The organism is Streptomyces sp. NPDC003036 (assembly GCF_040611175.1).
Classification (GTDB): domain Bacteria; phylum Actinomycetota; class Actinomycetes; order Streptomycetales; family Streptomycetaceae; genus Streptomyces.
Genome location: NZ_JBEXNO010000009.1, coordinates 72,112 through 96,464 on the forward strand (window position 1 = coordinate 72,112; position 24,353 = coordinate 96,464).

A 24,353-nucleotide genomic window follows, 5' to 3' on the forward strand; every position below is an offset into this window, starting at 1 on the left:
CCGGTGACCCTACTGCGGGGCCTTGCCCGCGGACTGCACCTGGCGCCCGGCTATGTCGACCTGTACGCGCACTCGCTGTGGGCGCTGCTGACCGCGTTCCCCTGGCTGTCGCAGGCGGCCGGCCCCCTCGCCGGGCCGCTGCGCGAGCGGACCGCCCAGCTCCTGGACGGGGCGGCCATCTCGGCAAGATCGCGGCGCGAGTTGGGCCACGTCCACTACGTTTTCGATCACAACCGCTGACGACGGAGGACCGCATGGCCGACGACACCACCAGAGGCACCGCGAGCTTCATCTCCGAGATGGGCGTGCTCAAGCGCGTCGCACGGACCGGCTGGTGGTTCACCGGCAACAAGGCCCCGGAGTCCGTCGCCGAGCACAGCTTCCGGGTCGGGGTGATCGGCTCGGTGCTCGCCATGATGGAAGGCGTCGACCCCGCCCGGGTCGCGCTGCTGTGCCTGTTCCACGACAGCCAGGAGACGCGGGTCGGGGACATCCCGCACATCGGCCGGAAGTACATCAAGGCCGCCCCGAACCAGGAGGTGACCGCCGACCAGGTCGCCAACGCCCACCCGGCCGTCCGCCAGGGTGTCCAGGGCGCGGTCGACGAGTACGAGGCCGGCGAGACCCCGGAGGCGGTCGTCGCCCGTGACGCCGACAAGCTGGAGTGCTTGGTCCAGGCCGTGGAGTACCGGGAGCAGGGCTACAGCCTCACGCAGAACTGGATCGACACCAGCCTGGCCAGTCTCAAGACGCCATCAGCCAAGACCCTCGCCGAGGCGGCGCTGACCATGAACTCGCTGGAGTGGCAGAAGAACTTCCTGCCCTGACCCGCCCCTCCCACGACCGAGGCCCCCAGCACGCGCTGGGGGCCTCTGCGTTGCTGCTCAGCACCAGTTGGCAATGTTAGGACCAACAGGTCTACGTGCTCGACGACCGCTTCGTGTCGGGAGCCGTCTGCAGCAGCTTGGTAAGCCTCCGCCACGAACTCCTCACGGCAGGCAGACGAAACTTCCTTCGCCTGCCAGTACGTGTCGTACCGACCGCTTCCGGACTCCTCCCCCGGAGAGAGGTACTGGGCCCCGATACCCACAGCCAGGTCCTCGAGGGCTCCCATCATCGCGGTAGCAGCAAGCGCTACGGGCCGAGGGCCGAGCATGGCGACTCGCTCGCCTGCCCGGGCCACCGGAATCCGGTCCCGATGCATCTGCTCCGCGACGGCCTCGTTCGCTGTGTCCCAGCCGTCCTCTTGGTCGAGGATCTCGATCTCGTACTCGTTCAGAGTCCGTTCGCCGAGCTGCGCCACCGCCTCGTCCCACAGCGCAAGGAAGTCGACGAAAGCTTCCTGCCGCTGCCCGCGAAGCCATTGCTCGTGCTCAACCTTCGCCTGATCGCGCACCTGTCGGCGTCCGACCCACACGCCGATGAAACTGCCGGCCACAGCCACAGTCCCCGCTACTCCGGCCGCTACGACGGCCGCCACCCCCTGATCCATGAGGCTCATCCTGCCCGACTCCTACGAGAGGGGAGTCATCTGCAGGGGCCCGGTATCGGCGCCTCCGGGTCTATCCACGCGGACACCTCCTGATGCCGCTGAGGAAGGACGGGCCTTGGCCCGCCAGGTGATCTGGACGCGGTGATCGTCGGTGATAGCGGTGACCTTGGCGCGGTAGCTGTTGAGAACGTCGGGCTGGTTCGGGTCGAGGCGGGAGCGGTAGTCGTTGACGCGGACGCGGGCGACGTCGTTTTCGGCGAGAACCAAGGCGCGGCCGCCGGGCAGGGCGTAGGTGTGCATGGTGTGGAACGGTCCCGGCACAAGCGGCCGTGAGCGCGGAGCATGGTTGAGGCGGCGACCGCACGATCGGCAGCGGCAACAACGGCCGGACCCCAGTAGGGAGCGGCGAACTGCAGGCTCGTACGGCGGGCGCGGCAGACTGGCCTGGTACGGAACGGCCGAGCGACAGGTGGCGCTAAAGGACAGCCGGCCGCCGCGCGGTCTGGAGCCCCCGGCACAGGCGGCGGAAGCGGCGCCGTACGGCGGGCGACGGAACAGCCACGACCCGCCCGGCACGGCCGAGGGCGTCGCTCGCCTCAGCGGTTTTCCCGCACGTACGGGGCGCCCTTCTGAGTCACGCTGGTGTCGCCGTGCCTGCTCTTGGGTGGGCGCGGATTGGGTGTTCCCTGGCGTGAGGGGAGGCTTTTAGCACGGTGGTAAATCCCCCGGATGATTCCCGGTGTCCGGGGCTATGAGGGTACGTGCACGTTGGGGTCGGGCTGGAGTGACAGGCCGCTGTGGCGGTGGTAGCTCAGACGTGCGAGACGACGGTCGATCGGGTGCCCGTTGGGATGGAGGAGCAGGACGGGGCGGTCGGTGAGGGCTCCGGGGCTGGGGATGGTCATGGTGGTGAGGTCGAACGGGGATGTGGGGGCGGTGAACCAGTGGGCGGGGGCTTGAACGGTGTTGAGGAGGATTGCGAGGCGTTGCTGTCGGTGAGCTTCGGGGTGGGTGAAGGGGTGGTGCGGGGCAAGGTCGGCGGGGCGTTTGCCTTGGTGGTCCCAGGTGAGCTGGCCGGTGTGGGGGTTTTGGTAGAGCAGGACGAGTTCGACGGAGGGTGTGCCCAGGCGTGAGCGGGCGATTGTGTCGTGGATGGGGCCGGAGGCGATTTCGGAGACGCCGCTTGGGGATCCGTATTCGTCGTAGGGCCAGCGTGCGCGTTGTTCGGCTTGGTCGGCTTCCTGCTTGAGTCGGCGAAGCCAGTGGGGGTGGAGTTTGGCGAGGAGGCTGTGGGCGGGTTGGTCTCCTGTGGGGGGCGGGGTGCTGTAGACGGCGTCGATGAGCGCCTGGGTGTCCTGGGGGTGGGTGAGGGTGAGGGGGGCGTGGGTGGGGGCGCGTTCGGTGAGGGCGTGCCAGGTGGCGGCGAGGATGTAGGGGTCGTAGACGGTGTGCGGGCCGGGGGCTGGGAGTTGCGGCAGGCCGTCGGGGCGGGGGGTCCACAGGACGTGGGTGAGGGGGGCGAGGTGTCTTTTCGTGGGGCGGTTGATGAGGTGGCGCCATTGGCGGCCGCGGCGTTGGAGGAGGAGGTCGAGCGGGGCGAGGTCGGTGTAGAGGTGGTCGGTGTCGTAGTCGAGGCTCTGTTCGAGTACTTGGGTTCCGACGAGGATGAGCCGGCTGGGGCGCTGGGGGTTGGGCTGGGTGGCTCGGAGCTCGGGTTCGGGGTGAGGGCCTAGGAGCTCTTCGATGGTGTGCTGGTGGTCGGCTCGGTCGCCTTCGTTGTAGCGGCTGTGCAGGAGCTTGATCTCGTGGGGTAGCCAGCCGTGTCGGGGGGCTGCGTGCAGGAGGGCGCGGTGGAGTTCCTCGGTTCGGGTGACGGTGTTGCGGATGAGGGTGGTGATGCCGTTGGGGTGATTGGTGAGGATGTGGTGGGCCAGGGCTTGTGGGCCGGGGTCGGGCATGAGGCGGATGCGGGTGTGGTAGTGGCTGCGGCGTTGTCGGGGTGGGGTGTGGGTGCGGCAGTGGCCTGTTTCGTCGACGACGGTGATGGGGCCGGTGGGGTCGGAGGTGGTGGGGGTGGTTTTGTGTCCGCGGCACCAGGCGTTGATGAGGTCGCGCCGCAGGGCTGCGGGGAGGGTGGCGGACAGCACGACGATGCTGGCGCCGGCGTCGGCGAGCCAGGCGATGGCGGCGGCGAGGAGCCGCTGCTGGTAGAGGGCGTAGGCGTGGGCTTCGTCGATGACGACGGTCTTGTTGGCGAGTCCGTAGAGGCGTAGGAACCAGTGCTTGCCGCGCTGGGAGGCGAGGACGATCTGGTCGATGGTGCCGACTCCGAAGCAGGAGAGCAGGCCGCGGCCGCGGTGCAGGTACCACTGGTCGAGGATGACGGCGGGGGCGTTGTTGTGGAGGTCGGGGTCCTCGCAGGTGATGTTGGTTGGGGTGATGGCGGTGCTGTCGGTGATTTGGAGGTGGGCGGTGGTGCCGTGGGCGAAGGCGTTGCCGTGGACGACGGCGAGGTGGGCGTTTTCGCGGTCGCCGAGGATGTTGGTGAGGTAGGCGGCTTTGCGTTCGGCCAGCTGGTCGCCGGCGGCGCGTAGGGGCAGGGCGGTGTAGGAGCCGTGGTAGCCGCAGGTGAGGGCGAGGCGGTGGGTGAGGTAGTCGGCGGTCTCCGTCTTTCCGGCGCCGGTGGCGTCTTCGATGATGACGAGGCTGGGCCGGGTCGGGGGGTTGTTGATGATGGTTTGCTGGGTGGGGCGAGGGTGGGGGGTGCTGGGCATCTGTTCGGCCCAGGTCATCGGGCGGGGGGTCCAGCGTGTAAGGCGGAGTGTGGTGATGGCGGCAGCGGCCTGCTCTTGGCTGGCCTGCCACCAGGCTTGTGTGTCGGTGCCGGCGTTCTGAGGGGTGCGGTAGGAGAAGAGGTTCTCGTTGGAGGCGGTCCAGTCGCTGTGGACGACCAGGCCGGCGAAGAGCGGCAGGATGCAGGGCCGTTCGGGACGGATGAGGTCGGGCAGGCAGGTGAGGTCGACCTCCAGGAGGCGGGCGAGCTCGTGGAACAGGGCGCGGTGGACAGCCGCCCAAGCGGGGTCGAAGTCGCAGATCCCGGCGGTCGTTGAGCTGGGGATGTCGCCGTGGTGGCCGCCGAGCAGGGCGGCGATGTCGTGCAGGTTGCGGTGAGGGCGGGCTGAGGTGTCCTGGTCGGTGCACCTTGCACAGAGGCAGCCCAGGAGGCCGGGGAGGTACCGGGCGGTGACGAGGGCGTGCGGTGGAGCGGGCCGATGGCGGCCGGTGAGCGGCACGCCAGCTCGTGTGGCGTCCTCAGCCCAGCGTCGTCCGGCGGCGGCGAGTTCGGTGTCGCGGCTGTGGGCGTGGGCGAAGAGGAGTTGGAAGCCCGGGATCGCCTTGCCGGGCATGTCGTGGAGGGCGGCGAGCAGCATCAGCACACGGCGTGCGGTGGGGGCGTGTCCAGCGCCGAAGGCGTCGGCGAAGCGGCCGCGGACGGGTGCGGCGAGGTAGTGGTCGAACAGGGCGCCGCACGCGGCGGCTGTGTCCAGGCAGTGCGCCAGAAGGCTGTTCCAGGCCGGGCCGCCGCGCCGGCGGCTGATCCCGTAGCGGTCGGTCTTGCCCCATAGCCACAGCACGATCCACACGGGTGACATCGGCGCGTCGTTCACCAGTTCCCGTCCGGTGGGGCCTTCAAGCTGTGGCCCAAGTCCCAGTGAAGGGCGATTTACCACCATGCCTGCCATTTCGAGACTTTCTATCTACTCTGAGCCAATTACGTACGATCTGCGGCATAGAGTCTGCATCCCGGCACTGACAATCGGCCCTGACCTGCAAAAACACCTTGAGATGCTGTCCTTGCTGAGCGTTTTCAGGCAGGCCGAGAGCATCTCCGCGCTGGCGCACATCAGCCCCGGCGTCTGTGTTGCCCTGCACGACCTGCTGCTCGGCCTGATGTACGCGACCGGAGTCCATCCCCGCACCGAGACGGAGGCACAGGAGTGGGTGGAGGACTCCCACCCCTTGGACGAGGTCGCCGAGAAGCTGGCCGGCAGCGAGTACGACGGCCAGCTCGACCTGTTCCACCCCGAGCGGCCGTTCGGGCAGAACGCCAATCTGGCACCACATCTGGCCCGGCACGGCTACGGGCCGGCACAGCTCGACATCGAACGGGCCGGCGACGGGGCCCAGCTGGCGGAGCACGTCCACCTGCACCATGAGTGGCGGCCGACTGCGGCCGAGGCGCTGGCCGCGATGCTGGTCATGCACGCCTATGACACCGGCGGCCGGATGATGGCCCGCAACGAGTGGTTCGGGCGGGCGTTCACCTACGGAGCGGTGGGCCGCAACGCGCTGCGCGTGCGGAACTTCGCGCTCGGGCGGAGCCTGGCGGACACGCTTCGTCTGAACATCGTCCCCGTCGCGCGCTCGCGGACCGGACAGTTCAATTTCACGTGGACGGACGGCCGTGTGGACCGGCGGGTGTTCACCGGCCCAGCCGCGGCGCGGGCACGGACGGTATCCGGTCCGGCGGACTTGCACAGCTGGCTGGGGCGGTCGGTGCTGATGCATCCGGTCCGCCGTGCAGACGGCGAGATCGTGGTGGACCGGGTGCTGGTCGGTGGTGGGGAGCTGATGGAGCCGCTGCCTCCGGACCTCCTGCAGGACTGCGTCCTCGTGAAAGGCCGCCCCCAGCAGGCCCGGGCCGACCAAGCGCTGTGGCGCAGCTCGTCCGCGCTGTATGCGGGGGTGGGGCCGGCGCCGGAGGACGCCAAGGGAGCGGACCTGTTCTCCAGGCTGGAGGCTCTGGGGCGCCGGGTGGACATCTGGTCGGTCGCCCTGCTCACGTCGCAGAGCAGCTTCGTGGGGTGGGTCAGCGACACCTTTCCCTTCGTGGGGGTGCTGCGGCAGGAGCTGTACCTCGCCGCGGCGGACGGGGCGGCTTGGTGTGAGAAGGCCGAGCGAGCCGCAGCCGGTGCCGCGGCCGTGGCGCGGGATGTCGGCTACCCCCGTGCCCGGCCCGAGGAGCGCAAGCGGATCCTGGCCCGGCTGCTGGCGGCGCCGCTGCTGTGGGCACGCTTCGAGGAGCCGTTTCAGCGGCTGCTGGAGGAGGTCGCGTCCGGGCAGGACGCGAAGGCGGCCCGGGCCCGGTTCGCCGTACAGGTCGCGCAGACCACCCGCACCTCACTCCAGGAGTCCCTTCGCTGCCTACCTCCGTCAGGCAGCGGGCCGGAAGCCCGGCTGCGGGCTCTGGCCCGCCTCGAGATGGCCCTGACCAACCCGCGCATGTTTCCGTCTGAGTTCTTGGAGGCCACCATGCCCCCCGCCGCAGGCTCCCCCACCGCGGCGTCCTCACCGGCCCGCGCGCTGGCCGGGTGGCTCGCCAGCCTGGTCGAGTCCCGCAACCACGACCTGCTCAAAGGCCTTACCGTCCCCGGCCACCACTTCGAAGCTGAAGCCCGAAGCCAGGCTCGACAGTTCGCTCCCGCCCAAAAGCACGAGGGCGGCTACCTGCTGACCGCCAAGCTGTTCGCCCGCTATCACCGGGGCATCCCCACCCTAGACCGCGTACGCATCTTCGGGTCGGGCGACCTAGGTGCGGCGTGCCGGCGGATCGGGAGCAGCCGGTCACAGGGCGCCCGCGATCCGGGCGTGCAGCGGCTGTTTCGCCTGCTCGTAGCCTCCTCGCCCCTGCACAAGGTCGAGCCGACCTACCTCTTCCAGGCCATCGACCGGCTCCGCGCGACCCGTGCGGTTCCGCCCCACTGGGCCACTCTCGCCGACGACCTGGCCGCATGGGGCACGGGGGACGTCGTGCGCGACCGGTGGGGGGCGAGCTTCTACACCCCCGGTGTCCAGGCCCGCCGCCAGACCGCCGCCGCAACCCGATAGCGACAAGCGGGCCGGCTGCGCCGCACCCGCGACCGACCGGCAAGCCGCCGCTTCGATCCCATCAGGCCACACGCCACCGACACCAGGAGAACCCCGTGACCATCGATCCGACGAAGCAGTTCCTCAGCCTGCACTCTCTGACCACCTTCAGCCACGTGCTGCTCGTGCGCGACGACGCAGGCGAACCCAAGACCTCCTTCTACGGGGACGAGCTGCGGACGATCCTCCCAGCGCAGACGCAACGGCGCGCCGACCGGATGCACATGCGTGACGCGGCCAACCTGGGCACCGGCCCTCTCGCCTCACACGCCTGGGGCGTTCGCACCAGGGAGTGGGCGCTGCGCATCGCTGAAGCACTGGAGTCTCAGCACGCATGGAGCAAGCCCGAGGCGCTCGAAACTGCCCGGACAGTACTGCGCGGTACCGGACTGAAGTTCGGTTCCACTCCGAGCACCGCCTACCTGACCAAGGTCATGGTGTTCGCGCCCGAGACGACCGGCATCACCCTGGCGAAGATCATCCACAAGTACCGCAAGGAACTCACGGAGTGGATGGCGGCGGTCGCACGTATCGAGTCTGCGGAGAAGGAAGCGGGCAAGAGCAAGGGCCGCAAGGGGCGCGCGGCGGAAGAGGTTCGCGAGATCGAAACCCCTGCGGAGGAGCCGGATTCCCAGGCAGAACCGGGCAAGGTGCCACCGCTGCCCGGTAAGATCAAAAGGGAGTTGGTCACCGGGCTGGCTCCTGCCGACGCCATCGACATCGCCCTCTACGGGCGCTTCATGGCCGAGGTCGCCGACGCAGGCAACGTCGATGGCGCCATCCAGACCATCACGTCCTTCTCCGTGGACCGCGCGGCCATCGTGCGGGACTTCTTCAGCGCCGCGGACGACTTCAAGATCATCCGCCAGCGTCAAGGACGTGACTTCACCAACGCGCTCGCAGCCATGAAGTCCGCCGACCCCTTCGACGCGGAACCAGCCAGCGTCGCTCCCGTCGCTGACGACCGCGGCGCTGGCATGACCGGCTACCAGAGCTTCTTCAACGGCACCTTCTACGCCCACAGCGTCCTGGACCGGATCCAGCTGCGGCGCAACCTCGCCAACGGCGGCATGGCGGCAGAGGAGGTCGAACGGGCCGCCCGCGACGCTGAACGCGCCCTCCTCGACGCCTTCGTCAACGCCGTACCCAGCGCGAAGAAGAACACCACCGCAGCGCCCGGCACCTTGCCCAAGCTCGTCCTGGCACACGAAGCACCCCGCCCGTACAACTACGCCGCCGTGTACGAGGAGGCCATCCGCCCCGAGAACGGCACTCCGAGCATCCAGGCCGTCCAGCGGCTGCTCCAGCACCACGCCATGATCACCAAGAAGCGCGGCCTGGCCCCTGGCACCATCCTCACCTACGACATCGCCGTCAGCGAGCTCCTCGACGAGCACCGCCTGGCCGGCCGCCTCGGCCCGACCGAAGTGCACCACCCGGGCGAACTCAGCCCGCTGACCGCTGGACAGCCCGCATGAGCCCAGCACCCCACACCCTGCTCATCCGCCTGGAAGCCTTCCGCCAGTCCTGGGGCAACCGCTCCCCCTACAACGACCGCGACACCCTCACCCGCCCCACCAAAAGCGGCGTCATCGGCCTCCTGGCCGCTGCCGACGGCCACGACCGCGACGAGCACCGCGAACATGGGGCCGACTTCCTGCCCCTGGCCGACCTCGCCTCACTGCGCTTCGGGGTGCGTGCCGACCGTCCCGGACACCTCACCTGCGACTTCCAGACCAGCGGCGGAGGCCCCTACCCCCTTCGGCCCCGCGACGTGATCACCGACCCCGCCCGCGCGGACCGCGCCGCCACCCAACTCGCCACCGCCCAAGGCCCCGCCTTCGGACGCATCACCACCCCTCACCTGGCCGACTGGTACAGCGCGCCGAAAAACATCGCTCCCCACCGCGACACCCACACCCTCCACGCCACCAACAACCGCCGGCACCCGCAGATCTCCCGCCGCTGGTACCTGGCCGACGCAGCCTTCCTCGCCGCCGTCGAGTCCACCGACAAGGCACTCCTGCGCCGTCTCGCCCACCGCTTGGACAACCCCCGCCGTCTGCTGTGGCTCGGCCGCAAGCACTGCGCCCCCACCCAACCCCCGTTCCACGGCCTGCGCCCCGGCACCCTCGAACAGACCCTCGCATCCACCCCTCTCCTCCCCCGCTCCAGCCCCGGTCCCACGCCGGCCTGGGTCGAGGTAGCCCCCCATACACCCGGTGCCACGGCCACCAACGACCAGCCCGTCAGCTACGCCACCCACAACCGTGCCCGCGCGGTGCGGTGGGAGCAGCGGCTGTCCCTCACCCCTCCGGAGCTGCCGTGACCCCGACCGCCCGCGTCGTCGTCCATCACACCTTCGTCGAGCTCGATCTGAACCACCCCCGCACCGCCGGAGTCCTGGCCGATGCCCAGGAGCTGCACCGCCTCGTGATGAGCATGTTCCGCCACTGGGTACCCGACGGCGAGGAGCATCCGCGCGCCCGCATGGGCATCCTCCACTCCAGCGCCGTCGACCTCGAGCGGCGCACCATGGTCGTCATCGTCCAGTCCCTCGTGCCCGCCGAGACAAGCGCGCTGCCACCCGAGATGGTCATCGGCGTGCCTCAGAGCCGCATCGTCGACCTGGCGCTCGCCGCCGGACAGGACTACCTGTTCCGCACCACCATCACCCCCTCCGTCTACCGGTTCCACCGCGGCCGCTACACCCGCGAGGGACCCACCGATGCATCCCCAGCCGCAGCCCTGGCCTGGCTCACCCACCGACTCCAGCCCGACCCTCACGTCGCCTACGACCGTCACCCACTCATCGGGGCCGCAGCCCGCCCCGAGGACCTCCAGGCGCGCACCCTGCCCACGCTCACCGCGCGCAAGCCCGGCCGGCCCATCACCATCGCCCGATCCCAAATCCAGGGCCGGCTCACCATCACCGACCCCGCCGGCTTCGCCCGAGTCCTCACCGAAGGCCTCGGCCGCAACCGCGCCTACGGCTGCGGGCTCCTCCTCACCCAGCCCGCCCCCGCCCGGCCACACCCAGCTCCGCGCACACCCCGTACGGACCAGCGCCCATGCACTCCTACACCCACCCCACCCCGCCCCCGGAAGACCACCCACAACACCTCCCACACCTCTTCACCCGCAACATCGACACCGTCCCCGTCCACTGCGTCCGCCCAGCCGACACCGACCTCCCCACCTGGGCCGTCTACCAGCACCAGCACTACCTCGGAACCCTCCACCACCACCCCAGCATCGGCTGGTACGTCCAACACGCCCGCGAACACCACCACCACCTCAACGACGCCATCCGCGCCCTGCGCCGCCCGCCCACCTGGCCACACACCCGCGCCCGAGCCGCCGACTGGGCCCACCGCCTCCTCAACGCCGACAACATGTGCGTCATCAACATCCAAACCACTGGCCTGCGCCATCCCCGCGCCCTTCAAATCGCCGTCACCAACCTGGACGGCGTCCTCTTCAACGAACTGCTCAACCCCAACCACCCCATCGACCCCGAAGCCACCCGACTCCACCACCACACCCACCACACCACCCGCAACGCCCCCACTTTCAGCGACGTGCTCCCCTACCTCACCGACACACTGCGCAGCCGTCACTGCATCGCCTACAACCTCTCCTTCGTCCAACACGTCCTGCGTGGAGAACTCGCCCGGCACCGCACGCCCCCCCGGCCAGCCCGGCCATCGCTACAAGCCACGAGCTGGCACGACGCCATGACACCAATCGCCCATTGGGCCGGCCTATGGTCCGCCAAACACCAGACATACCGCCGCCAGAAGCTCCACGGCTCCCACGAAGCCTCAGTAAAATGTCGAGCCCTGCTCCAACGCCTCACCGACCTTGGGCGAGGGTAAATGCATGGCAAAGCCCCGATAAGACCGCAGCTCGCAGAAGGTCCAGCCCGTGCGCGCGGGAATCAGCGGGCGCTGCGCGAGCTCCGGGCGCGGCCGGGTGAGTCCAGCCCGTGCGCGCGGGAATCAGCGGGCTGGCTCCACGGGCCGATGGACGCCGCCGCCGTCCAGCCCGTGCGCGCGGGAATCAGCGGCCGTCACGAGCGGTGGGGTTCCGAAGCCCTCCGTCCAGCCCGTGCGCGCGGGAATCAGCGGGCCTGCGGCTGTACGACGTCGACGGCGAGGAGGTCCAGCCCGTGCGCGCGGGAATCAGCGGGAACCGACGCGCCCGCCGAGGGCGACGCCCACGTCCAGCCCGTGCGTGCGGGAATCAGCGGCGGCCAGGGTCAACGTCAGTGAGTTAGACAGTGTCCAGCCCGTACGTGCCCCGTGCGTGCGGGAATCAGCGGTGGGCCAGCTTCTCCAGCTTGTAATACCAGCCGTCCAGCCCGTGCGCGTGGGGATCAGCGGTTCGCGCTGGAGGAGCACCTCAGCGACGAGGCGTCCAGCCCGTGCGCGCGGGAATCAGCGGCCGTCAGGGACGACCAAGCCCAGCTCCCCGACGTCCGCCCCGTACGCGCGGGAATCACCCGGAGGCCACGTACATCGACGAGGAGGGCGCCGTGTCCAGCCCGTACGCGCGGGAATCAGCGGGGCCTGGAGTCGGAACGCGTCCGCATCGCCGGGTCCAGCCGTACGAGCGGGAATCAGCCGGCACCTCCACCCGCGACAATCACGGTCACCGCGTCCTGCCCGTACGCGGGAATCAGCCGTCATGGCATACCGAGCCCGGCGGGAAAGGGGGGTCCAGCCCGTACGCGCGGGAATCAGCGGCGCAAGGGCATGCGGATCGCCGCCCGCCTGGTGTGGCCCGTGCGCCGGGAATCAGCGGGCCGCGTACGACAAGCGCCCGATCGACGAGGCGTCCGGCCCGTGCGCGCGGGAATCAGCGGCCGTGTGAATATGCCAGAAGCTGACGGAGCGTGTCCGACCCGTACGCGCGGGAATCAGCGGAATGCGGGGTTGGTGCAGTAGGGGGTGTACTGGTCCAGCCCGTGCACGCGGGAATCAGCGGGAACGCTCGTGGAACCCGTGAGACCGTCCTACGTCCAGCCCGTGCGCGCGGGAATCAGCGGCGCAAGGGCATGCGGATCGCCGCCCGCCTGGCGTCCAGCCCGTGCGCGCGGGAATCAGCGGGCCGCGTACGACAAGCGCCGGATCGACGAGGCGTCCGGCCCGTGCGCGCGGGAATCAGCGGGCGCCGCAGGTGGGCGGCCTCGTCCAGCATCAGCACGATGCGGTCCAGCCCGTGCGCGCGGGAGTCGCGGTCGTCGCGGGCCTGCTGGTACCACAGCGGCGGGTCAGCCCGTATGAACGGGAATTAGCGGGACTCGAATGCTGGCCGGGACAAGAACCACGAGTCCAGCCCGTGCGAGCGGGAATCGGCGGGCGCCCCGGATTCCGGCGGAGGGGAAGCTGTCGGCCGGCCCATACGCGCGGGAATCAGCGGATCCGAATGCCCTGTCAGGGCAGAGGCGTGAGGTCCATCCCGTACGCTCGGGAATAAGCCGCACCCGCCGACGCCCCCTAACTTCGCGGCGTAGTCGAGCCCGTGCACGCGGGAATAGGCGGACCTTGTGGGACGAGGTTCGCGCACCACGTCTTCCAGCCCGCACAGCGGGAATCAGCGGCGGCAGGGGTATGCGCGGAGGGTGGGGCCGCCGTCCAGCCTGCACGCGTGGGAATCAACGGGAGGCCAAGACCCACCGGCGGGAGCCGGTAACGTCCGGCCCGTACGTGCGGGAATTAGCGGGCCCCCGCTTCCGATAAGGGCGGGGCCAATCGGTCCCACCCGTAGACGCGGGAATCAGCGGGCGGCGCTGTCGCTGGACGTGGTGATGCACACGTCCGACCCGTAGACGCGGGAATCAGCGGTACTTCGCCCAGCCGACCCACTCGGGCATGATGTCCAACCCGTACGCACGGGAATCAGCGGGCGCTCCAGGGGGCGGACGAGCACGTGGACAAGTCCAGCCCCTACGAGCGGGAATCAGCGGACGCCGATGATGGTCACGTTCACGTGCCGACCCTCCAGCCCGTACGCGCGGGCATCATCCGCGGCGCCAGACGTCGTTGACGCCGCAGCCGAGGTCCAGCCCCTACGTGCGGGAATCAGCGGGAGCACGTCGAGCTCGCCTCCGCAGCGACGTGTGCACCCGTACGCGCGGGAATCAGCGGTGGATAGGCGGCGGACTGGCGGCGATCCTGCTGTCAGCCCGTACGCACGGGAATCAGCGCGCGAAGACCGCAATCACGCTCCCGCAGGAGGTGTCCAGCCCGTACAGCGGGAATCAGCGCGACCCGGAGGACGTGATCGTGGCCCAGGGCCGACCGAGCCCGTACGCGCAGGAATCAGCGAGCCAGGGCCAAGCTCTTCGAGGACGCCCGCAAGTCCGGCCCGTAGGCGTGGGAATCAGCGGTAGCCCCAGCCACGGGCCACCCCGCCCCAGTCGTTGAGCCCGTACGCGCGGGAATCAGCGGTGCGCGATGTACTCGATCCTCACCACCGGACAGTCCAGCCCCGCACGCGTGGGAATCAGCGGATGTGTCGACCGCTCTCGTCGGTGATGCGGCGGTACAGCCCGTGTGCGCGGGAGCCAGCGGCGCGGCTGGGCTTTACGGCGTAAAGAAGACCCGATCCGACGCCTCCGCCCGCACGCGCGGGACCGGTGTCCGGACGGCGACCGCGAGCACCGGCGGCTGGCAGTAGCTGGCCGCTGTTAGCGGGCTCGGGTAACCGGGCGGGGCAGCAGGTTCCTGAGTAGTTCTGCGGTCTCGGCTTCCATGTCGACGCCGCCCAGCAGCTGTTCGTTGATGCGGGCGAGTCGGGCGGCGGCTTCGCGGAGGGCGTCGATGTCGCCGGCGGCATGGTGGGCGAGGAATACCTGGCGGTGCAGCAGCTCGCTTTCCTCGGCGGCGAGTAGGCCGCGCTTGGCCGCCCACAGGGCGCCGGGGATGTCATTGGCTTCCCTGCGGCGTGTGGACAGCTCGTACGCGACGTCCACGATCGCGGAGACCATCTCCTGGATGATCGGCTCGGCCCAGGCGTAGCGCTGGGGGTCGATGCCGGTGAAGGGGCGGCCGCGGACGAGGGCGAGCGCGCGGCGCAGGGCGAGGTCGCCGTCTTCGTCGTGGCGGGCCAGGCCGGTGCGGGCAAGGCGCTGGAAGCGGGTCCAGTCGCACGTGACGCCGGGGCCGAGGCGGTAGCGGCTGTCGCCGGTGTCGTGGACGCGCGGCAGGTGGGCGTTGCCGTCGGCGTCCTTGCCGAGCCAGGAGCGGGTCCGGCTGATCACGGAGTTGCGCATCTGCTTCTTGACGAGGCCTCCGGGCCACAGGGCGTCGTCGATGGCGTGGCGGTCGACGCCTGGGTTGAGTGCGAGGAAGGCGACCAGCTCGGTGCCGACGGTGAGGCGGTTGGAGTCGATGCGGCCGCCGGCGCCCTCGATGGTGATCGGACCGAGCAGCAGGACGGCCGGGCCTTTAGGTGCTTCGGCTACCGGCGCGGGCGGCTCGGTGGCGCTCGTGTTCGCTGTTGCAGGCGAGGAGCCGGCGGCTGCTGAGTTGTCGGTGTCGGCGGCGGGTGTAGGGGCCGGGATGGTGACGTGGATGGCAGGCGCGGCGGGCGTGGCGCAGGGCGTGGTCAGGGCCAGCGCAACGTCTGTCGGTTCGGCGGGCGGCTCGGAGTCGCCACCCTTCGTGGCGGTGGGTGCCGTCTTGGCAGCTGCTGTGTCGTCTTCGTCGCCTGCGGCCAGAACGTCGGCCAGCGTGGGGCCGGCGGGTGCAGCCTGTGGCGCGTTCTCGGCCTCCGAGTTGGCGGGGGCCGTCGACGGAGCGGGGTCGACTCCATCCTGAGCGTCTTCGATGTCCTGACTGCCAGCTGTCGGGCCGTCGACCTCGGCGACCGCGTCCATCTCGAGCTCCGCGTACTCCGCGGGCAGGCCGTCCTCGTCCACGGTGTCTGCGGCTGCTGCCGTGGCCGGTTCCTCGGGTGCTTCTCCGTCCGCGACGGCATCGTCGTCGGCGTCGTCGGCGTCGTCGGCGTGTACAGGCTCGCCCTGGTCGTCCGCGTCAGCGTGGATCCAGTCGGGGGCCGGGACGTCGGTGCCGCTGGCGGCGAGGGTGAGCAGCTCGATGGCGTCGGTGAAGTGCTCGTCGCTGAGGCCTTGCAGCTTGACCGGAAGCTTGGAGCCGGGCAGGGCAATCGTGTGGTCGGGGCCCTGGCATTCGAGCGTCCACGCGGCCGCGGGCAGCTCCTCCGGGGCGCCGGAGGTGATGACGGCGCCTGCCGCGCGGGGCTCTGCGGTGAGGGCGTCGAAGAGGGCGGTGCGGGCAGCGCCGTCGGGCAGGGTTGTGGCAAGCAGGATGTGCGGGGTCCAGGCGCCGGCGGCGTCGTCCATGAGGCGGGCGGCGCACAGAGTGCCCGCGCCGACGGCGGCCAGGGCGCGGCGCTGGTCGGCTGTGTGGCTGACCAGGTCTGCCGCAGCGTCGGCGAGGTCGTCGATGCGGGCGACGCGCTCGGGGGCAGCAGCGTCCAGGCCCGGCGCGGTGTCCGCCAGGGTGGTGACTTCGAGGTGGCCGGGCAGCGGGGTACTGGCCAGCTCGACCGCGATGGCCTGGAGAACCTGGCGGGCGTAGGTGTCGTCGCCGGCCAGGTTCAGGATGCCGACGTGCTCGAGGTCGACGAGGACCAGGTGGCCGGCGGCGTCCCAGCCGATCGAGACCAGCGCCGGGTACGGGGCATCCGCGTTCTTCAGCTGCTCTTCGTCGGCCAGGTCCGGGCTGGATGCGGAGCAGACCCACAGGTCCTTGCGGCCAGCGGCCTGTGTGAAGGGCTTCATGGGTGCGGTGTCTTCGGCCAGGTGCAGATCGACCTTGGCTTCGTGCAGCACGACCGCCTCGAGCACAGGCAGTTCGCGGTCTGCGGCGGCGAGGTTGAGGGCGAGGGAGCGCAGCGCGGTGCTCAGCAGCTCGAAGCCGGTGGGGTGCTGCGCTGCGCGCAGGCCCTGCTCCGTCGCGGCCGCCCGGCCCTGCGGCATGGGGATGCGCCGGCCGGGGCGCCGACGGCGCTGCTGGAGGATCCGGCGGGTGGCCAGGGTGCCGACCAGCGCGGCCGCGAGGGCGCCGGCGCCGGCCCATACGGTTGCCGGTGCGAGGGCGGTGTCGCTGCTGGGCTGAGCGGCGGGTGCCGAAGAGCGGCTGGAGTCTTCGCTGGGTGTGGGAGCTGCGCTGCTGTTGGGGGTCGGCTGGGCCGTACGGGAGGGAGCAGGGGTCGCGGCCGGCGGAGTCGGCTTGCCGGCCTCCGTGTCCTTGTCGGGCGTCTTCTCAGGCGCCGGCGTCTTCTCGCCCTGCTGTTCCTCGGCCCTTTCCGGCGTCGTGGGGTCTGCCGTGTCCGGATCTGCGGGCCGCTCGTCAGCGTCGGCCTGGGGCAGGTCCAGCACCTGACCAGGGATGATCAGGTTGGGGTTGTCGAACGTACCGCCCCCGGGGAGGGGCTCGCCCTTGTTCGCCTCGTAGATGGCCAGCCAGTCCTCCGGGTCGCCGTGCTCGTCGGCGATCGTCCAGAGGCTGTCGCCCGCGCGGACCGTGACGCTGTCCGCCCGCTTCACCGCATCCTCGGCTGTGACGGGGCCGCTTTCGGCGTTGGCCTGGGCCTGGCCCGGCCTGTGCTGCTGCCCGGCGGCCTGCTGCTCTGAGGCCTTGGTCTGCGGGCTCTTGCTCGCCGCCGGGGTAGGGCTGGTTGCCGGGGCGACGGGCCGGGCATCGGCTGGCAGCTTGATGACGGCGCCCTTGGGCAGGTACTGGTCGCCTCCCGCGAGCTGCGGGATCTCCGGGTTCAGCGCGGCGATGTCCTTCCAGCGCTTGCCGTCCCCGAGGTACTTCTCCGCCAGGTCCCACGGCAGCTCGGTGGCGGAGACGACGGTGTGCTTGGGCCAGTCAGCTTCGTCAGCCGTGGCGGACGCCTGGGCGCTCGGTGTGCCGCTTTGCCCCACGGTGTGCACCGTGGTCGCGGCGATGGCCGGTCCCGTCGTAGCAGCGGACGCGGCGGTGGGGGCGAGCAGCACGATGCCGCCGATAAGGAAGCTGGCAAGGGACTGCAAGCTGCGCAGCCCCTTGATCCTGGGTGCGGAGCGCCGGCGCAGCAGAGCGATGATCTCGACCAGGACGGAGAAAGCGAAGGCTGCCCAGCCGACCCAGCCAATGCAGGTGAGCACGACCAGGAACAGGCTGCCGTCGTCCTGCTCCATGAGGTTGATGCTGCCGGCCAGTTCGGTCGGCTGGTGACCCACGGCGAGGAGCAGCAAGGGCACGCCGGCGACCAGGGCGGCCAGGATGGCGAGGCCGAGCAGGGCCCGGAGCAGGGCACCGACGGCGCGCAGCGGGGCGGGGGTGCGTTGGGCCATGTCGGCTCAGCCTCCAGCGGCTTGGGTCTGCAGGTGTGCTTTCGCGGTGCCGGTCACGCTGATCGTGCCCTTGCCGACGAACTGCGCGAAGTACGTGTCGTAGGTGTCGGTCACGGTGACGGTCAGGCTCTGCCCGCCGTCGGTGATCTCGGCGTTGCCCTGGACGCCTGCGGCGGCGAGGTAGTCCTGGGCAGCGCCCATGGCGGCGTCCGGGTCGATCGTGATGGCGGTGCCTTCGATCGCTTGAGCCGGATCGAGCTGCTGGCCGGCGCTGCGTGCCGCTTCCTGGGCGATGGAGGTGGCCCGGTTAGCCGCGTTGAGGGCGCCGCCGCCGTCGACGAGCAGGCCCATCACCATCAGGATCGCCAGCGCCGAGAGCGCGAAGAACAAGGACATGGAGCCGCGGTCGCGGCGACGCCCGGTCTGTGCCGCGCGACGCCGCGCCACGAGCCGGTGAACGTACGACTTCACTCGCGCCCCCGGTAGGTGTCGATCGGGCTGGTCCATGACGCGGTGAGCGTCTTGGAGCCGGGCAGGCCCGGCAGCCCGATGTCGGACAAGTTCGCCGTACAGGAGATCGTCGCGGTCACGTTCGCCTCCACGCCGATGTCGAGCGCATAGCCGGAGGTGTCGACCACCACGCTGGAGGTCTCGCACGTGATGCCCTCGCCTTTAAGGCTGCGGTTGGCCGCCGCCTGGGCCTCGGACTGCGCGCTGCCCGCGTCCCGTTCGAGGGACGCGGCCCGGGCGGCGGCCCGGGCTGCGGAGTCCACGGCGCCGTCGGCGTCCGTCACCCGCCCGAAAGCGATCATCAGCAGGAGCAGACCGATCACCACCGGTGCGAGGATCGCCGTCTCCAGCGCATAAGAGCCCCGGTCGCGGCGTAGCCTTCGCGCCAGCCGCTGCCGGTAGGTCCGGGCCCTCATGGGTTGGTCCAGCGCTCGATCGGTGCGTCGGCGTGCTGGACGACGTCCAGTGTCAGGCCGGGGACCAGGGTGGCGACATGACCGCGCACGGTGATGCGGATCTCCTGGTCGGTGCTGCCTTCCGAGGACACGCTCGCTCCCTGGACGCTTCCGCCGAAGCGGTTCAGGAAGGTCTGCGCCTGGGCGACGCCGTCGCCTTCGCTGGCACCGAACTGCCGCCCGGCCTCGACGCCCTGGCGGGCGGCGGACTGGGCGACTTTGCGGGCGTGGTAGTACAGGCCGGTCTGGATAGCGGTGAAGATCAGCGCGAGCACGACGACGGCTAGGACTGCGAACTCCACGCTGCCGAAGCCGCGGTCGCCTCGCAGCTGGCGATGGTGGATGAAGCCTCGCAGGCCCCTCAGCATCCGTGGTCTCACGCCTTGTCTCCCTCCCCTCCGTCTGGTGGTGTTCCGGTACGGCTCAGCCGCCGTTGATGATGCCGATCTTCTCCATGAGCTTGGTGCGGATGGCCAGCACCAGCAGGCCGGCGCCAACCAGCAGCGCGCCGGCAATGAGGGCCATCTCGGTGGAGGTCTGCCCGGTGTCCCGCCCGGCCTTGAGCGCCTCAAAGCGGCTGCGGATCCACACGGTCAGCATCTGGATGTCCATGGGTCATTTCCCCCTTCTGATTCAGCTTCCGAGGATGGTGATCGTGATGGGGATCATCACGAAGACGAGCATGAGGATGACGCCGGCCGTGACGGGCAGGATCATCGCAGCGCTCGCGGCGTTGGCCTGGGCCTTGGCATCGGACAGCAGGGCGATGCGCAGTTGCCGGGCCTGGGCCTGGAGGGTGGTGTAGACGGCCGCGCCGTCGCCGGCGAGGGCGAGAGTGTCGGCCGGGCGGGTCAGCTCGGGGATGTCGAGCTCGTCGCCGAGCTGCTTGAGGGCGTCCCAGACGGTGACGCCCGCGAGGTCGGCCTGGTGGAAGACCTGCCGCATGCGGACGAAGATGAACGTGTTGCCGACTTCTGCGGTCTGGGTCAGGGCCTGGGTCGCGCCGGAGTTGGCGATGCGGGCAAGCGCAACGCGCTCCAGGTAGGAGGCGGCGGCATGCCGGACGATCAGGCGCGCGGCGGCTGCCTCGCGGGCGACTTCCTTGCCGGGCCAGAACCAGAACAGGCCTGCCATGCCGAGGGAGACGAGCGCGGGGAGCGCGAAGGGCAGCGGGCTGCCGGCCAGGGCGAGCAGGGCCTGCAGCAGCTGCGGCAGCAGCAGCCCGTACAGCGCGAAGAGGACCTTTTTGCCGAGGTGTTCGGCCGGGCTGATGCTCAGCAGGTTCAGGTCCTTGGTGGGCAGCGTGATGCGGCCGCCGAGCTCAGCGAGCAGTCGTGTGCCCACGCGCTCCGGCAGGGTGCCGGTGCTCTTGGGTGCTGCCGAGGGCAGGAGGGGGCCGCTGGTCTTGGAGACGTCCAAGCGGTCCAGCGCGGAGGCGAGGTCGCGCCGGGCGGGCATGAGCGCGCGGACGGCCAGGCCGATCAGGGCGCCGGCGGCGGCCGCGGGCAGTACGGCCTCCATGGGGATCACCGGGCGCCTCCCGTCACTGAGAACTGGGTACCGGCGGGCAGGGGGTCGATCAGGCGCGGGTCGGGCTCGGTCCGGGCGATCTTCCGCAGCCAGCGCAGGGTGTAGGCGAACAGGCCGCCGAGCACAGCGAGGACGATCTGCCCGATCGGGGACTGGTACCAGCCGGACCAGGCGTCGTTGAGCATGCAGCCGACCACGACTACGCAGATGACCATGGAGACCATGCGGCTGGACTTGCGGACCTTGGCGCGGTCGGCCTCGATGTCTCGGGCGTCGGCCGCCTGCTGATGGATGGTGACGGCCAGGGCCTCGAGCGCGTCCGCGAGGCCAGGGCCCTTGTAGAGGGCGTGGGACTGGAAGAGCAGCACGACGTGGTCGGAGACGCCGTCGGCGAGCTCGTCGGCGAACAGCGCGAAGGCGTCCTCGGCTTCCATACCGGCGCGGAGCCGTTCCGCCAGGGCCCGTACGTTCGGCGCGATCGGCGCCGGCGCGGCCTTGGCGGAGGCGCGGATGGTCTGGGGCAGGGAGATACCCGCCTGATGGACTCCGGCGAGGTGGTTGAGCCACTGGCCGAGGGCTTCGAGGCGTTCGATGCGGGCCTGGGCGGCGGTGCCGGGGTTCAGCACGTAGGGCAGACCGAGGACCGCGGCGCCCGCCAGGAGGCCGTGGACGGGCCAGCCGGTCCACGCCCACACCAGCAACACGGTGACGCCGGCAATGGTGACCAGGTGGCGCCAGCGGCGCTGCCACGCCTCCGGGAGCTCCGTCTTCGCGCGCTGGATACGGCCGGTGAGCCGAGACTTCGGCTTTGCCGGGTCGGGAACGCGGCCGCGGATCTCCCGTACGGCGGCGACGAGGGCAACGACAGCAAGGACGGCGCAGCAGGCCGCGACGAGGGCGAGCTGGGAGGTGTTCACCGCACGGCCCTCACCGTCTGCAGGGGGCCCATCCAGGCACCGAAGGGGTTGTCGGAGAGCCACTCGCGGCGCAGCAGGCCGGTGAGCTCCAGATCGTCGATGAAGGTGGGCATGTTCTTGTAGACGGCCCGGATCTCTCCGCCTTGCGGGCCGAACAGCTCGGTCGTGACCGGGCGGCCGCCTTCGCCGACGACGTCGTGGACCTCGTAGATGTGGGAGACGAACCGATGCTTTTGGCCACCGATGGCGGTCTCGTCCAGATAGGTGAGGTAGACGACGACGTCGATCGCGGAGGCGATCAGATGGTGGGCGGCCTCGGTCTGCATGCCGGCCTCGGTGCACAGCTGGACCAGGCGGCTGATGATGGCGTGCGGCCGGCGCACGTGCAGCGTGCACATCGAGCCGGAACCGCCCGCGGACATGGCCTGCAGCATCGGCACGATCTCGGTGGAGCGCACCTCGCCGACGATCACGCGCGTGGCGTTGTAGCGCAGGGCGGTGGCGAACATGTCGGAGATCGTGACCTCGCCGGCGCGGTCGCCGGCGCGGACCTCGCCGTTGGACTGCCGTGCCTCGAAGGCGTACGTGACCGGGCCGGGCTTGGGGCCGGGCTCGTCCAGGTAGAGCTCGCGGTCCGACTCCAGGGTGACCAGCCGCTCCGAGGGAGGGATCTCCCGACCGAGCGCGCGCAGCAGCGAAGTCTTGCCGGCGCCCATGTCGCCGACGACGAGGATGTTCATCTTGGCGTGGACGCAGGCGGTCAGGAACCGCTCCAGCATCGGGTTGATCGAGCCCCATTGGACGAGCTCGGCGATGCCGTGCTGCCGGATGCGGTGCCGACGGATCACGACGGACGGGCGGGTGGTGAGCAGGCTGGCGGTGACGCGGGAGCCGTCGGGCATGCGGAAGCCCACCATGGGGGTGGCTTGCGTCAGGGCGCGCTCGCCGTGCCCGGAGAGCCGCGCCATGCGGTTGACCCAGGTGATCAGCTCTTCGTGGCTGTCGGCGACCTTCTCGATCGTCTGCCGGGGCCGGTCGTGGTACTCCACGTGTGCGCGCAGCCCGTCGACCATCACGTCCTCGACGCCGTCCTGATCGAGCAGCGACTGCAGCCGACCGCCCCGGTACATGGAGTCGAAGACCGCGGTACCGATCGCCGCTTCCTGCTCCGGCGTGAGCGGGGTGTTGCCCTGGGCGTACTTGGTGGCCCACTCCGCAACCGCGTTACGCACCAGGCGCTTGGCCAGGGCCCGGCGATCGACTTCTTCCAGGAGCTTGTCGGGGTCCTCGGCGCTGAGCTGCTTGGACACCAGCGCCTGCAGGTCTTCGATGACGTCCCAGGGCACCGGGATCTCTCCCGGCAGGCCAGCCAGCCGCGGGATGTCCGCGGCACGGCTCGCGCCGGCCGGGACGGCGGCGGGAGCGGCCGTCGTGGCGGGGGCAGCCGATGCTGGTGCCGCAGCGGGGCGGCGCTGGCCGATGCGCCCGGCGAGCAGGTCGGCAATGTCGTCGCGTCCCATCGGCGCCGGCTGGCCGTTGACGCCAGGGCGCTGCTGGGTGTCAGCCACGTGCTCCTCCCCTCTCGCTCAGACGCTGCAGTACACCGGCCAGCTGCGGGTTGGCGGGCCGGGGCGGGTACTGCTGCTGGATGTGCCGCCGGGCCGCGGCCGCTTCGAACTGCTCGGTGGCGGTGCGGGCGTGGCGCAGCAGGGGGCTGCGGCCGTAGCCGCGCGGCGGGCGCCCGCCGGACGTGAAGTAGGTCGCGGTGCTTGGGTCGAAGGGCAGGGCGGCCAGGACGGGGATCTTGAGGGCCTCGGCGACCTGGTGGGCGCGGTAGGGGCCGTCCTCGATGAGCAGCAGGCCAAGCGCGTCGGGCCCGCTGCCCCGTTCGGCCAGCTCGGTGCGCAGTGGGTCGACGACGTGCCGGGCCAGGGTCAGGGACTGCTCGGTGCCGCGTACGACGAGCAGGACGAGGTCGGCCTGGTGGAGCAGCGGGGCCGGGGTCAGCGTGGCGTGCAGGCGGCCAGACTCGAGCGCGAGCCGGCCGGCGTCGATGACGACGTCGTAACCGGCTTCGTCGGCCAGGACGTGCATGACCTCCGACAGCGCCGGCCAGGTCCGGCCCAGCGCAGCGGCCTGGGCAGGGTCGGTGAGGCCGGGCAGCAGTTTGCGGTGCCCGGCCTCGTCCATCGACCACAGGTGGGCGGCGAAGGCCTGGGCGAGCGCGTCGGGTCCGGTGCGCTCGGCGGCCGCCAGGTGGTACAGGCCGAAGCCGGCGCCGACCTCGCCCTGCAGGAAGCCAGCCCTTATCGTGCCGCCGGCCGGGTCGCACTCGGCCAGCAGCGACGGACGCTTGGAGGCGAGGGTGAGAGCGAGGGCGGCGGTGGTGACGCCGCAGGACTTCGCGGAAACCAGTGCGGTGACAGGCATCGGTCAGCTCCGCGGTTCACGCACGAGAGCGATGCGGCCCTGGGCCGCGCGCGTGGCCAGCAGCGGACCGTCCGTCGGGCTCACGGCGAGGTTGACGACGACGTTGCCGGAGGCGTCCGGCCGCGAGACGGTGACGACCACGGCGCTGATGGTCGACGGCGGTGCCTCGGCCTGCTTGGCGCTTTGCTGCTCTCCCTGGGCAGGCGTGGTGACCGCGAGGACCTTGTCGCCCGGGGCGAGGGTGCCAGCTGGTGCCTGGCCGCGCTTGACCTGCACGCCGACCTGCTGCTTGTCGTCCCCAAGACCCGTTCCTCCGGCGAGTTGAGAGGTGGTGAGCAGGCCGCCCTTGCGCAGGTCGACGGCCGGTCGCTTGCCCACCAGCGACGCCTTTTGGGCAGCGGGCACCGGTGTCAGGGCGGCGTCGGCGGATACCTCGGCGACGGTCAGGTCGGCCGCCGTCAGGGCCTGTCCGGCGGGGACATCGCGGGCGATCGCGATGACCTTGGTGCGGTCGCTGGCGGACGTGACGGCCGCGGCCGCGCCGAGGCCGGCAAGGACGGCTAGGACAATGCACAGCGCGGCCACCGACCATCGGCGCTCCCGCTTGACCGGGGCCGTGGTGGTGATGGGGACCTCGGGGCGTACCGGAGCGGCCGGGCGCGGCACCGGCGGCGCAGCGGGGGTTTCCATTGCGGTGATGTGCCTCTCGAAGTGCT

At 70.7% G+C, this 24,353-nt stretch carries 18 protein-coding genes, 1 pseudogene and 1 CRISPR repeat array; of the genes and pseudogenes, 7 read left to right on the forward strand and 12 right to left on the reverse strand.

The genetic code is table 11. The features are described 5' to 3' along the window. Nucleotides 1-3: 3 nt before the first annotated feature. Both ABZX67_RS09080 and ABZX67_RS09085 read left to right on the forward strand, forming a co-directional pair. Complete coding sequence (locus ABZX67_RS09080) at nucleotides 4-240, forward strand: hypothetical protein (protein WP_355356450.1); 237 nt, start codon at nucleotides 4-6, stop codon at nucleotides 238-240. Nucleotides 241-254: 14 nt separating this feature from the next. Continuing rightward, entirely contained in the window at nucleotides 255-827 is a 573-nt protein-coding gene (locus ABZX67_RS09085; protein WP_355356452.1) for an HD domain-containing protein, read from the forward strand. A gap of 686 nt (nucleotides 828-1,513) precedes the next feature. On the opposite strand, the gene ABZX67_RS09090 is transcribed toward ABZX67_RS09085, so the two are convergent. Both ABZX67_RS09090 and cas3 read right to left on the reverse strand, forming a co-directional pair. Next, a complete protein-coding gene (locus tag ABZX67_RS09090; protein WP_355356454.1) occupies nucleotides 1,514-1,792 on the reverse strand; it encodes a hypothetical protein in 279 nt (92 codons plus the stop codon). Between the two features lie 449 nt (nucleotides 1,793-2,241). Next, entirely contained in the window at nucleotides 2,242-5,145 is a 2,904-nt protein-coding gene (gene cas3, locus ABZX67_RS09095; protein ID WP_355356456.1) for a CRISPR-associated helicase Cas3', read from the reverse strand. A 79-nt stretch (nucleotides 5,146-5,224) separates the two neighbouring features. Here cas3 and ABZX67_RS09100 point away from each other — a divergent pair, with 79 nt between their 5' ends. The 5 genes and pseudogenes from ABZX67_RS09100 (at nucleotide 5,225) to ABZX67_RS09120 (ending at nucleotide 11,298) form a co-directional block, all read left to right on the forward strand. Continuing rightward, on the forward strand, nucleotides 5,225-7,381 hold the full coding sequence (locus tag ABZX67_RS09100) for a type I-E CRISPR-associated protein Cse1/CasA (RefSeq protein ID WP_355356458.1): 2,157 nt from the start codon (nucleotides 5,225-5,227) through the stop codon (nucleotides 7,379-7,381). Nucleotides 7,382-7,476: 95 nt separating this feature from the next. Next, nucleotides 7,477-8,898 carry a type I-E CRISPR-associated protein Cas7/Cse4/CasC gene (locus ABZX67_RS09105; protein ID WP_355356460.1) on the forward strand — a complete coding sequence of 474 codons (1,422 nt, stop codon included), beginning with the start codon at nucleotides 7,477-7,479 and terminating at the stop codon, nucleotides 8,896-8,898. Next, nucleotides 8,895-9,749 carry a type I-E CRISPR-associated protein Cas5/CasD gene (gene cas5e, locus ABZX67_RS09110; protein WP_355356462.1) on the forward strand — a complete coding sequence of 285 codons (855 nt, stop codon included), beginning with the start codon at nucleotides 8,895-8,897 and terminating at the stop codon, nucleotides 9,747-9,749. Before ABZX67_RS09105 ends, cas5e begins: the two co-directional genes overlap by 4 nt. After that, nucleotides 9,746-10,426 (forward strand): annotated as a pseudogene (locus tag ABZX67_RS09115) (type I-E CRISPR-associated protein Cas6/Cse3/CasE); the annotation flags it as partial. The gene cas5e and the pseudogene ABZX67_RS09115, both read left to right, overlap by 4 nt. A gap of 65 nt (nucleotides 10,427-10,491) precedes the next feature. After that, nucleotides 10,492-11,298, forward strand: coding sequence for a 3'-5' exonuclease (locus tag ABZX67_RS09120; protein ID WP_355356464.1), 807 nt, complete (start codon nucleotides 10,492-10,494; stop codon nucleotides 11,296-11,298). A gap of 40 nt (nucleotides 11,299-11,338) precedes the next feature. Next, nucleotides 11,339-12,660: a CRISPR direct-repeat array (repeat unit 31 nt; unit sequence GTCCAGCCCGTGCGCGCGGGAATCAGCGGGC). A gap of 1,454 nt (nucleotides 12,661-14,114) precedes the next feature. Here the strand turns inward: ABZX67_RS09120 and ABZX67_RS09125 are convergent. The 10 genes from ABZX67_RS09125 to ABZX67_RS09170 form a co-directional block, all read right to left on the reverse strand. After that, a complete protein-coding gene (locus ABZX67_RS09125) occupies nucleotides 14,115-17,795 on the reverse strand; it encodes a LysM peptidoglycan-binding domain-containing protein (protein WP_355356466.1) in 3,681 nt (1,226 codons plus the stop codon). A 6-nt stretch (nucleotides 17,796-17,801) separates the two neighbouring features. After that, on the reverse strand, nucleotides 17,802-18,191 hold the full coding sequence (locus ABZX67_RS09130) for a pilus assembly protein TadG-related protein (RefSeq protein WP_355356468.1): 390 nt from the start codon (nucleotides 18,189-18,191) through the stop codon (nucleotides 17,802-17,804). A gap of 71 nt (nucleotides 18,192-18,262) precedes the next feature. Then, the gene (locus ABZX67_RS09135) at nucleotides 18,263-18,721 is read right to left on the reverse strand and encodes a TadE family protein (RefSeq protein WP_355356470.1); all 459 of its coding nucleotides are present in this window, start codon (nucleotides 18,719-18,721) and stop codon (nucleotides 18,263-18,265) included. Continuing rightward, nucleotides 18,718-19,140 (reverse strand): TadE/TadG family type IV pilus assembly protein, encoded by a 423-nt coding sequence (locus ABZX67_RS09140; protein ID WP_355356472.1) that lies wholly within the window; start codon nucleotides 19,138-19,140, stop codon nucleotides 18,718-18,720. The genes ABZX67_RS09135 and ABZX67_RS09140 overlap by 4 nt, the downstream gene beginning before the upstream one ends. Nucleotides 19,141-19,183: 43 nt before the next feature. Next, on the reverse strand, nucleotides 19,184-19,372 hold the full coding sequence (locus tag ABZX67_RS09145; protein ID WP_355356474.1) for an LPXTG cell wall anchor domain-containing protein: 189 nt from the start codon (nucleotides 19,370-19,372) through the stop codon (nucleotides 19,184-19,186). A 21-nt stretch (nucleotides 19,373-19,393) separates the two neighbouring features. After that, nucleotides 19,394-20,281, reverse strand: coding sequence for a type II secretion system F family protein (locus ABZX67_RS09150; RefSeq protein WP_355356666.1), 888 nt, complete (start codon nucleotides 20,279-20,281; stop codon nucleotides 19,394-19,396). 5 nt (nucleotides 20,282-20,286) lie between these two features. Beyond that, a complete protein-coding gene (locus ABZX67_RS09155) occupies nucleotides 20,287-21,207 on the reverse strand; it encodes a type II secretion system F family protein (protein WP_355356476.1) in 921 nt (306 codons plus the stop codon). Then, nucleotides 21,204-22,775: a CpaF/VirB11 family protein gene (locus ABZX67_RS09160; RefSeq protein ID WP_355356478.1), complete on the reverse strand. Its 1,572-nt coding sequence runs from the start codon at nucleotides 22,773-22,775 to the stop codon at nucleotides 21,204-21,206. Before ABZX67_RS09160 ends, ABZX67_RS09155 begins: the two co-directional genes overlap by 4 nt. Next, complete coding sequence (locus tag ABZX67_RS09165) at nucleotides 22,768-23,637, reverse strand: hypothetical protein (RefSeq protein ID WP_355356480.1); 870 nt, start codon at nucleotides 23,635-23,637, stop codon at nucleotides 22,768-22,770. Before ABZX67_RS09165 ends, ABZX67_RS09160 begins: the two co-directional genes overlap by 8 nt. Before the next feature lie 3 nt (nucleotides 23,638-23,640). Continuing rightward, nucleotides 23,641-24,327, reverse strand: coding sequence for an SAF domain-containing protein (locus tag ABZX67_RS09170; protein ID WP_355356482.1), 687 nt, complete (start codon nucleotides 24,325-24,327; stop codon nucleotides 23,641-23,643). Between the last annotated feature and the right edge of the window lie 26 nt (nucleotides 24,328-24,353).

Coding starts and splice junctions, on each gene's coding strand:
- ABZX67_RS09085 (WP_355356452.1), top strand. CDS start 255: ATGGCCGACGACACCACCAGAGGCACCGCGAGCTTCATCTCCGAGATG.
- ABZX67_RS09090 (WP_355356454.1), bottom strand. CDS start 1,792: ATGCACACCTACGCCCTGCCCGGCGGCCGCGCCTTGGTTCTCGCCGAA.
- cas3 (WP_355356456.1), bottom strand. CDS start 5,145: ATGTCACCCGTGTGGATCGTGCTGTGGCTATGGGGCAAGACCGACCGC.
- ABZX67_RS09100 (WP_355356458.1), top strand. CDS start 5,225: ATGCCTGCCATTTCGAGACTTTCTATCTACTCTGAGCCAATTACGTAC.
- cas5e (WP_355356462.1), top strand. CDS start 8,895: ATGAGCCCAGCACCCCACACCCTGCTCATCCGCCTGGAAGCCTTCCGC.
- ABZX67_RS09120 (WP_355356464.1), top strand. CDS start 10,492: ATGCACTCCTACACCCACCCCACCCCGCCCCCGGAAGACCACCCACAA.
- ABZX67_RS09125 (WP_355356466.1), bottom strand. CDS start 17,795: ATGGCCCAACGCACCCCCGCCCCGCTGCGCGCCGTCGGTGCCCTGCTC.
- ABZX67_RS09130 (WP_355356468.1), bottom strand. CDS start 18,191: ATGTCCTTGTTCTTCGCGCTCTCGGCGCTGGCGATCCTGATGGTGATG.
- ABZX67_RS09135 (WP_355356470.1), bottom strand. CDS start 18,721: ATGAGGGCCCGGACCTACCGGCAGCGGCTGGCGCGAAGGCTACGCCGC.
- ABZX67_RS09145 (WP_355356474.1), bottom strand. CDS start 19,372: ATGGACATCCAGATGCTGACCGTGTGGATCCGCAGCCGCTTTGAGGCG.
- ABZX67_RS09150 (WP_355356666.1), bottom strand. CDS start 20,281: ATGGAGGCCGTACTGCCCGCGGCCGCCGCCGGCGCCCTGATCGGCCTG.
- ABZX67_RS09165 (WP_355356480.1), bottom strand. CDS start 23,637: ATGCCTGTCACCGCACTGGTTTCCGCGAAGTCCTGCGGCGTCACCACC.
- ABZX67_RS09170 (WP_355356482.1), bottom strand. CDS start 24,327: ATGGAAACCCCCGCTGCGCCGCCGGTGCCGCGCCCGGCCGCTCCGGTA.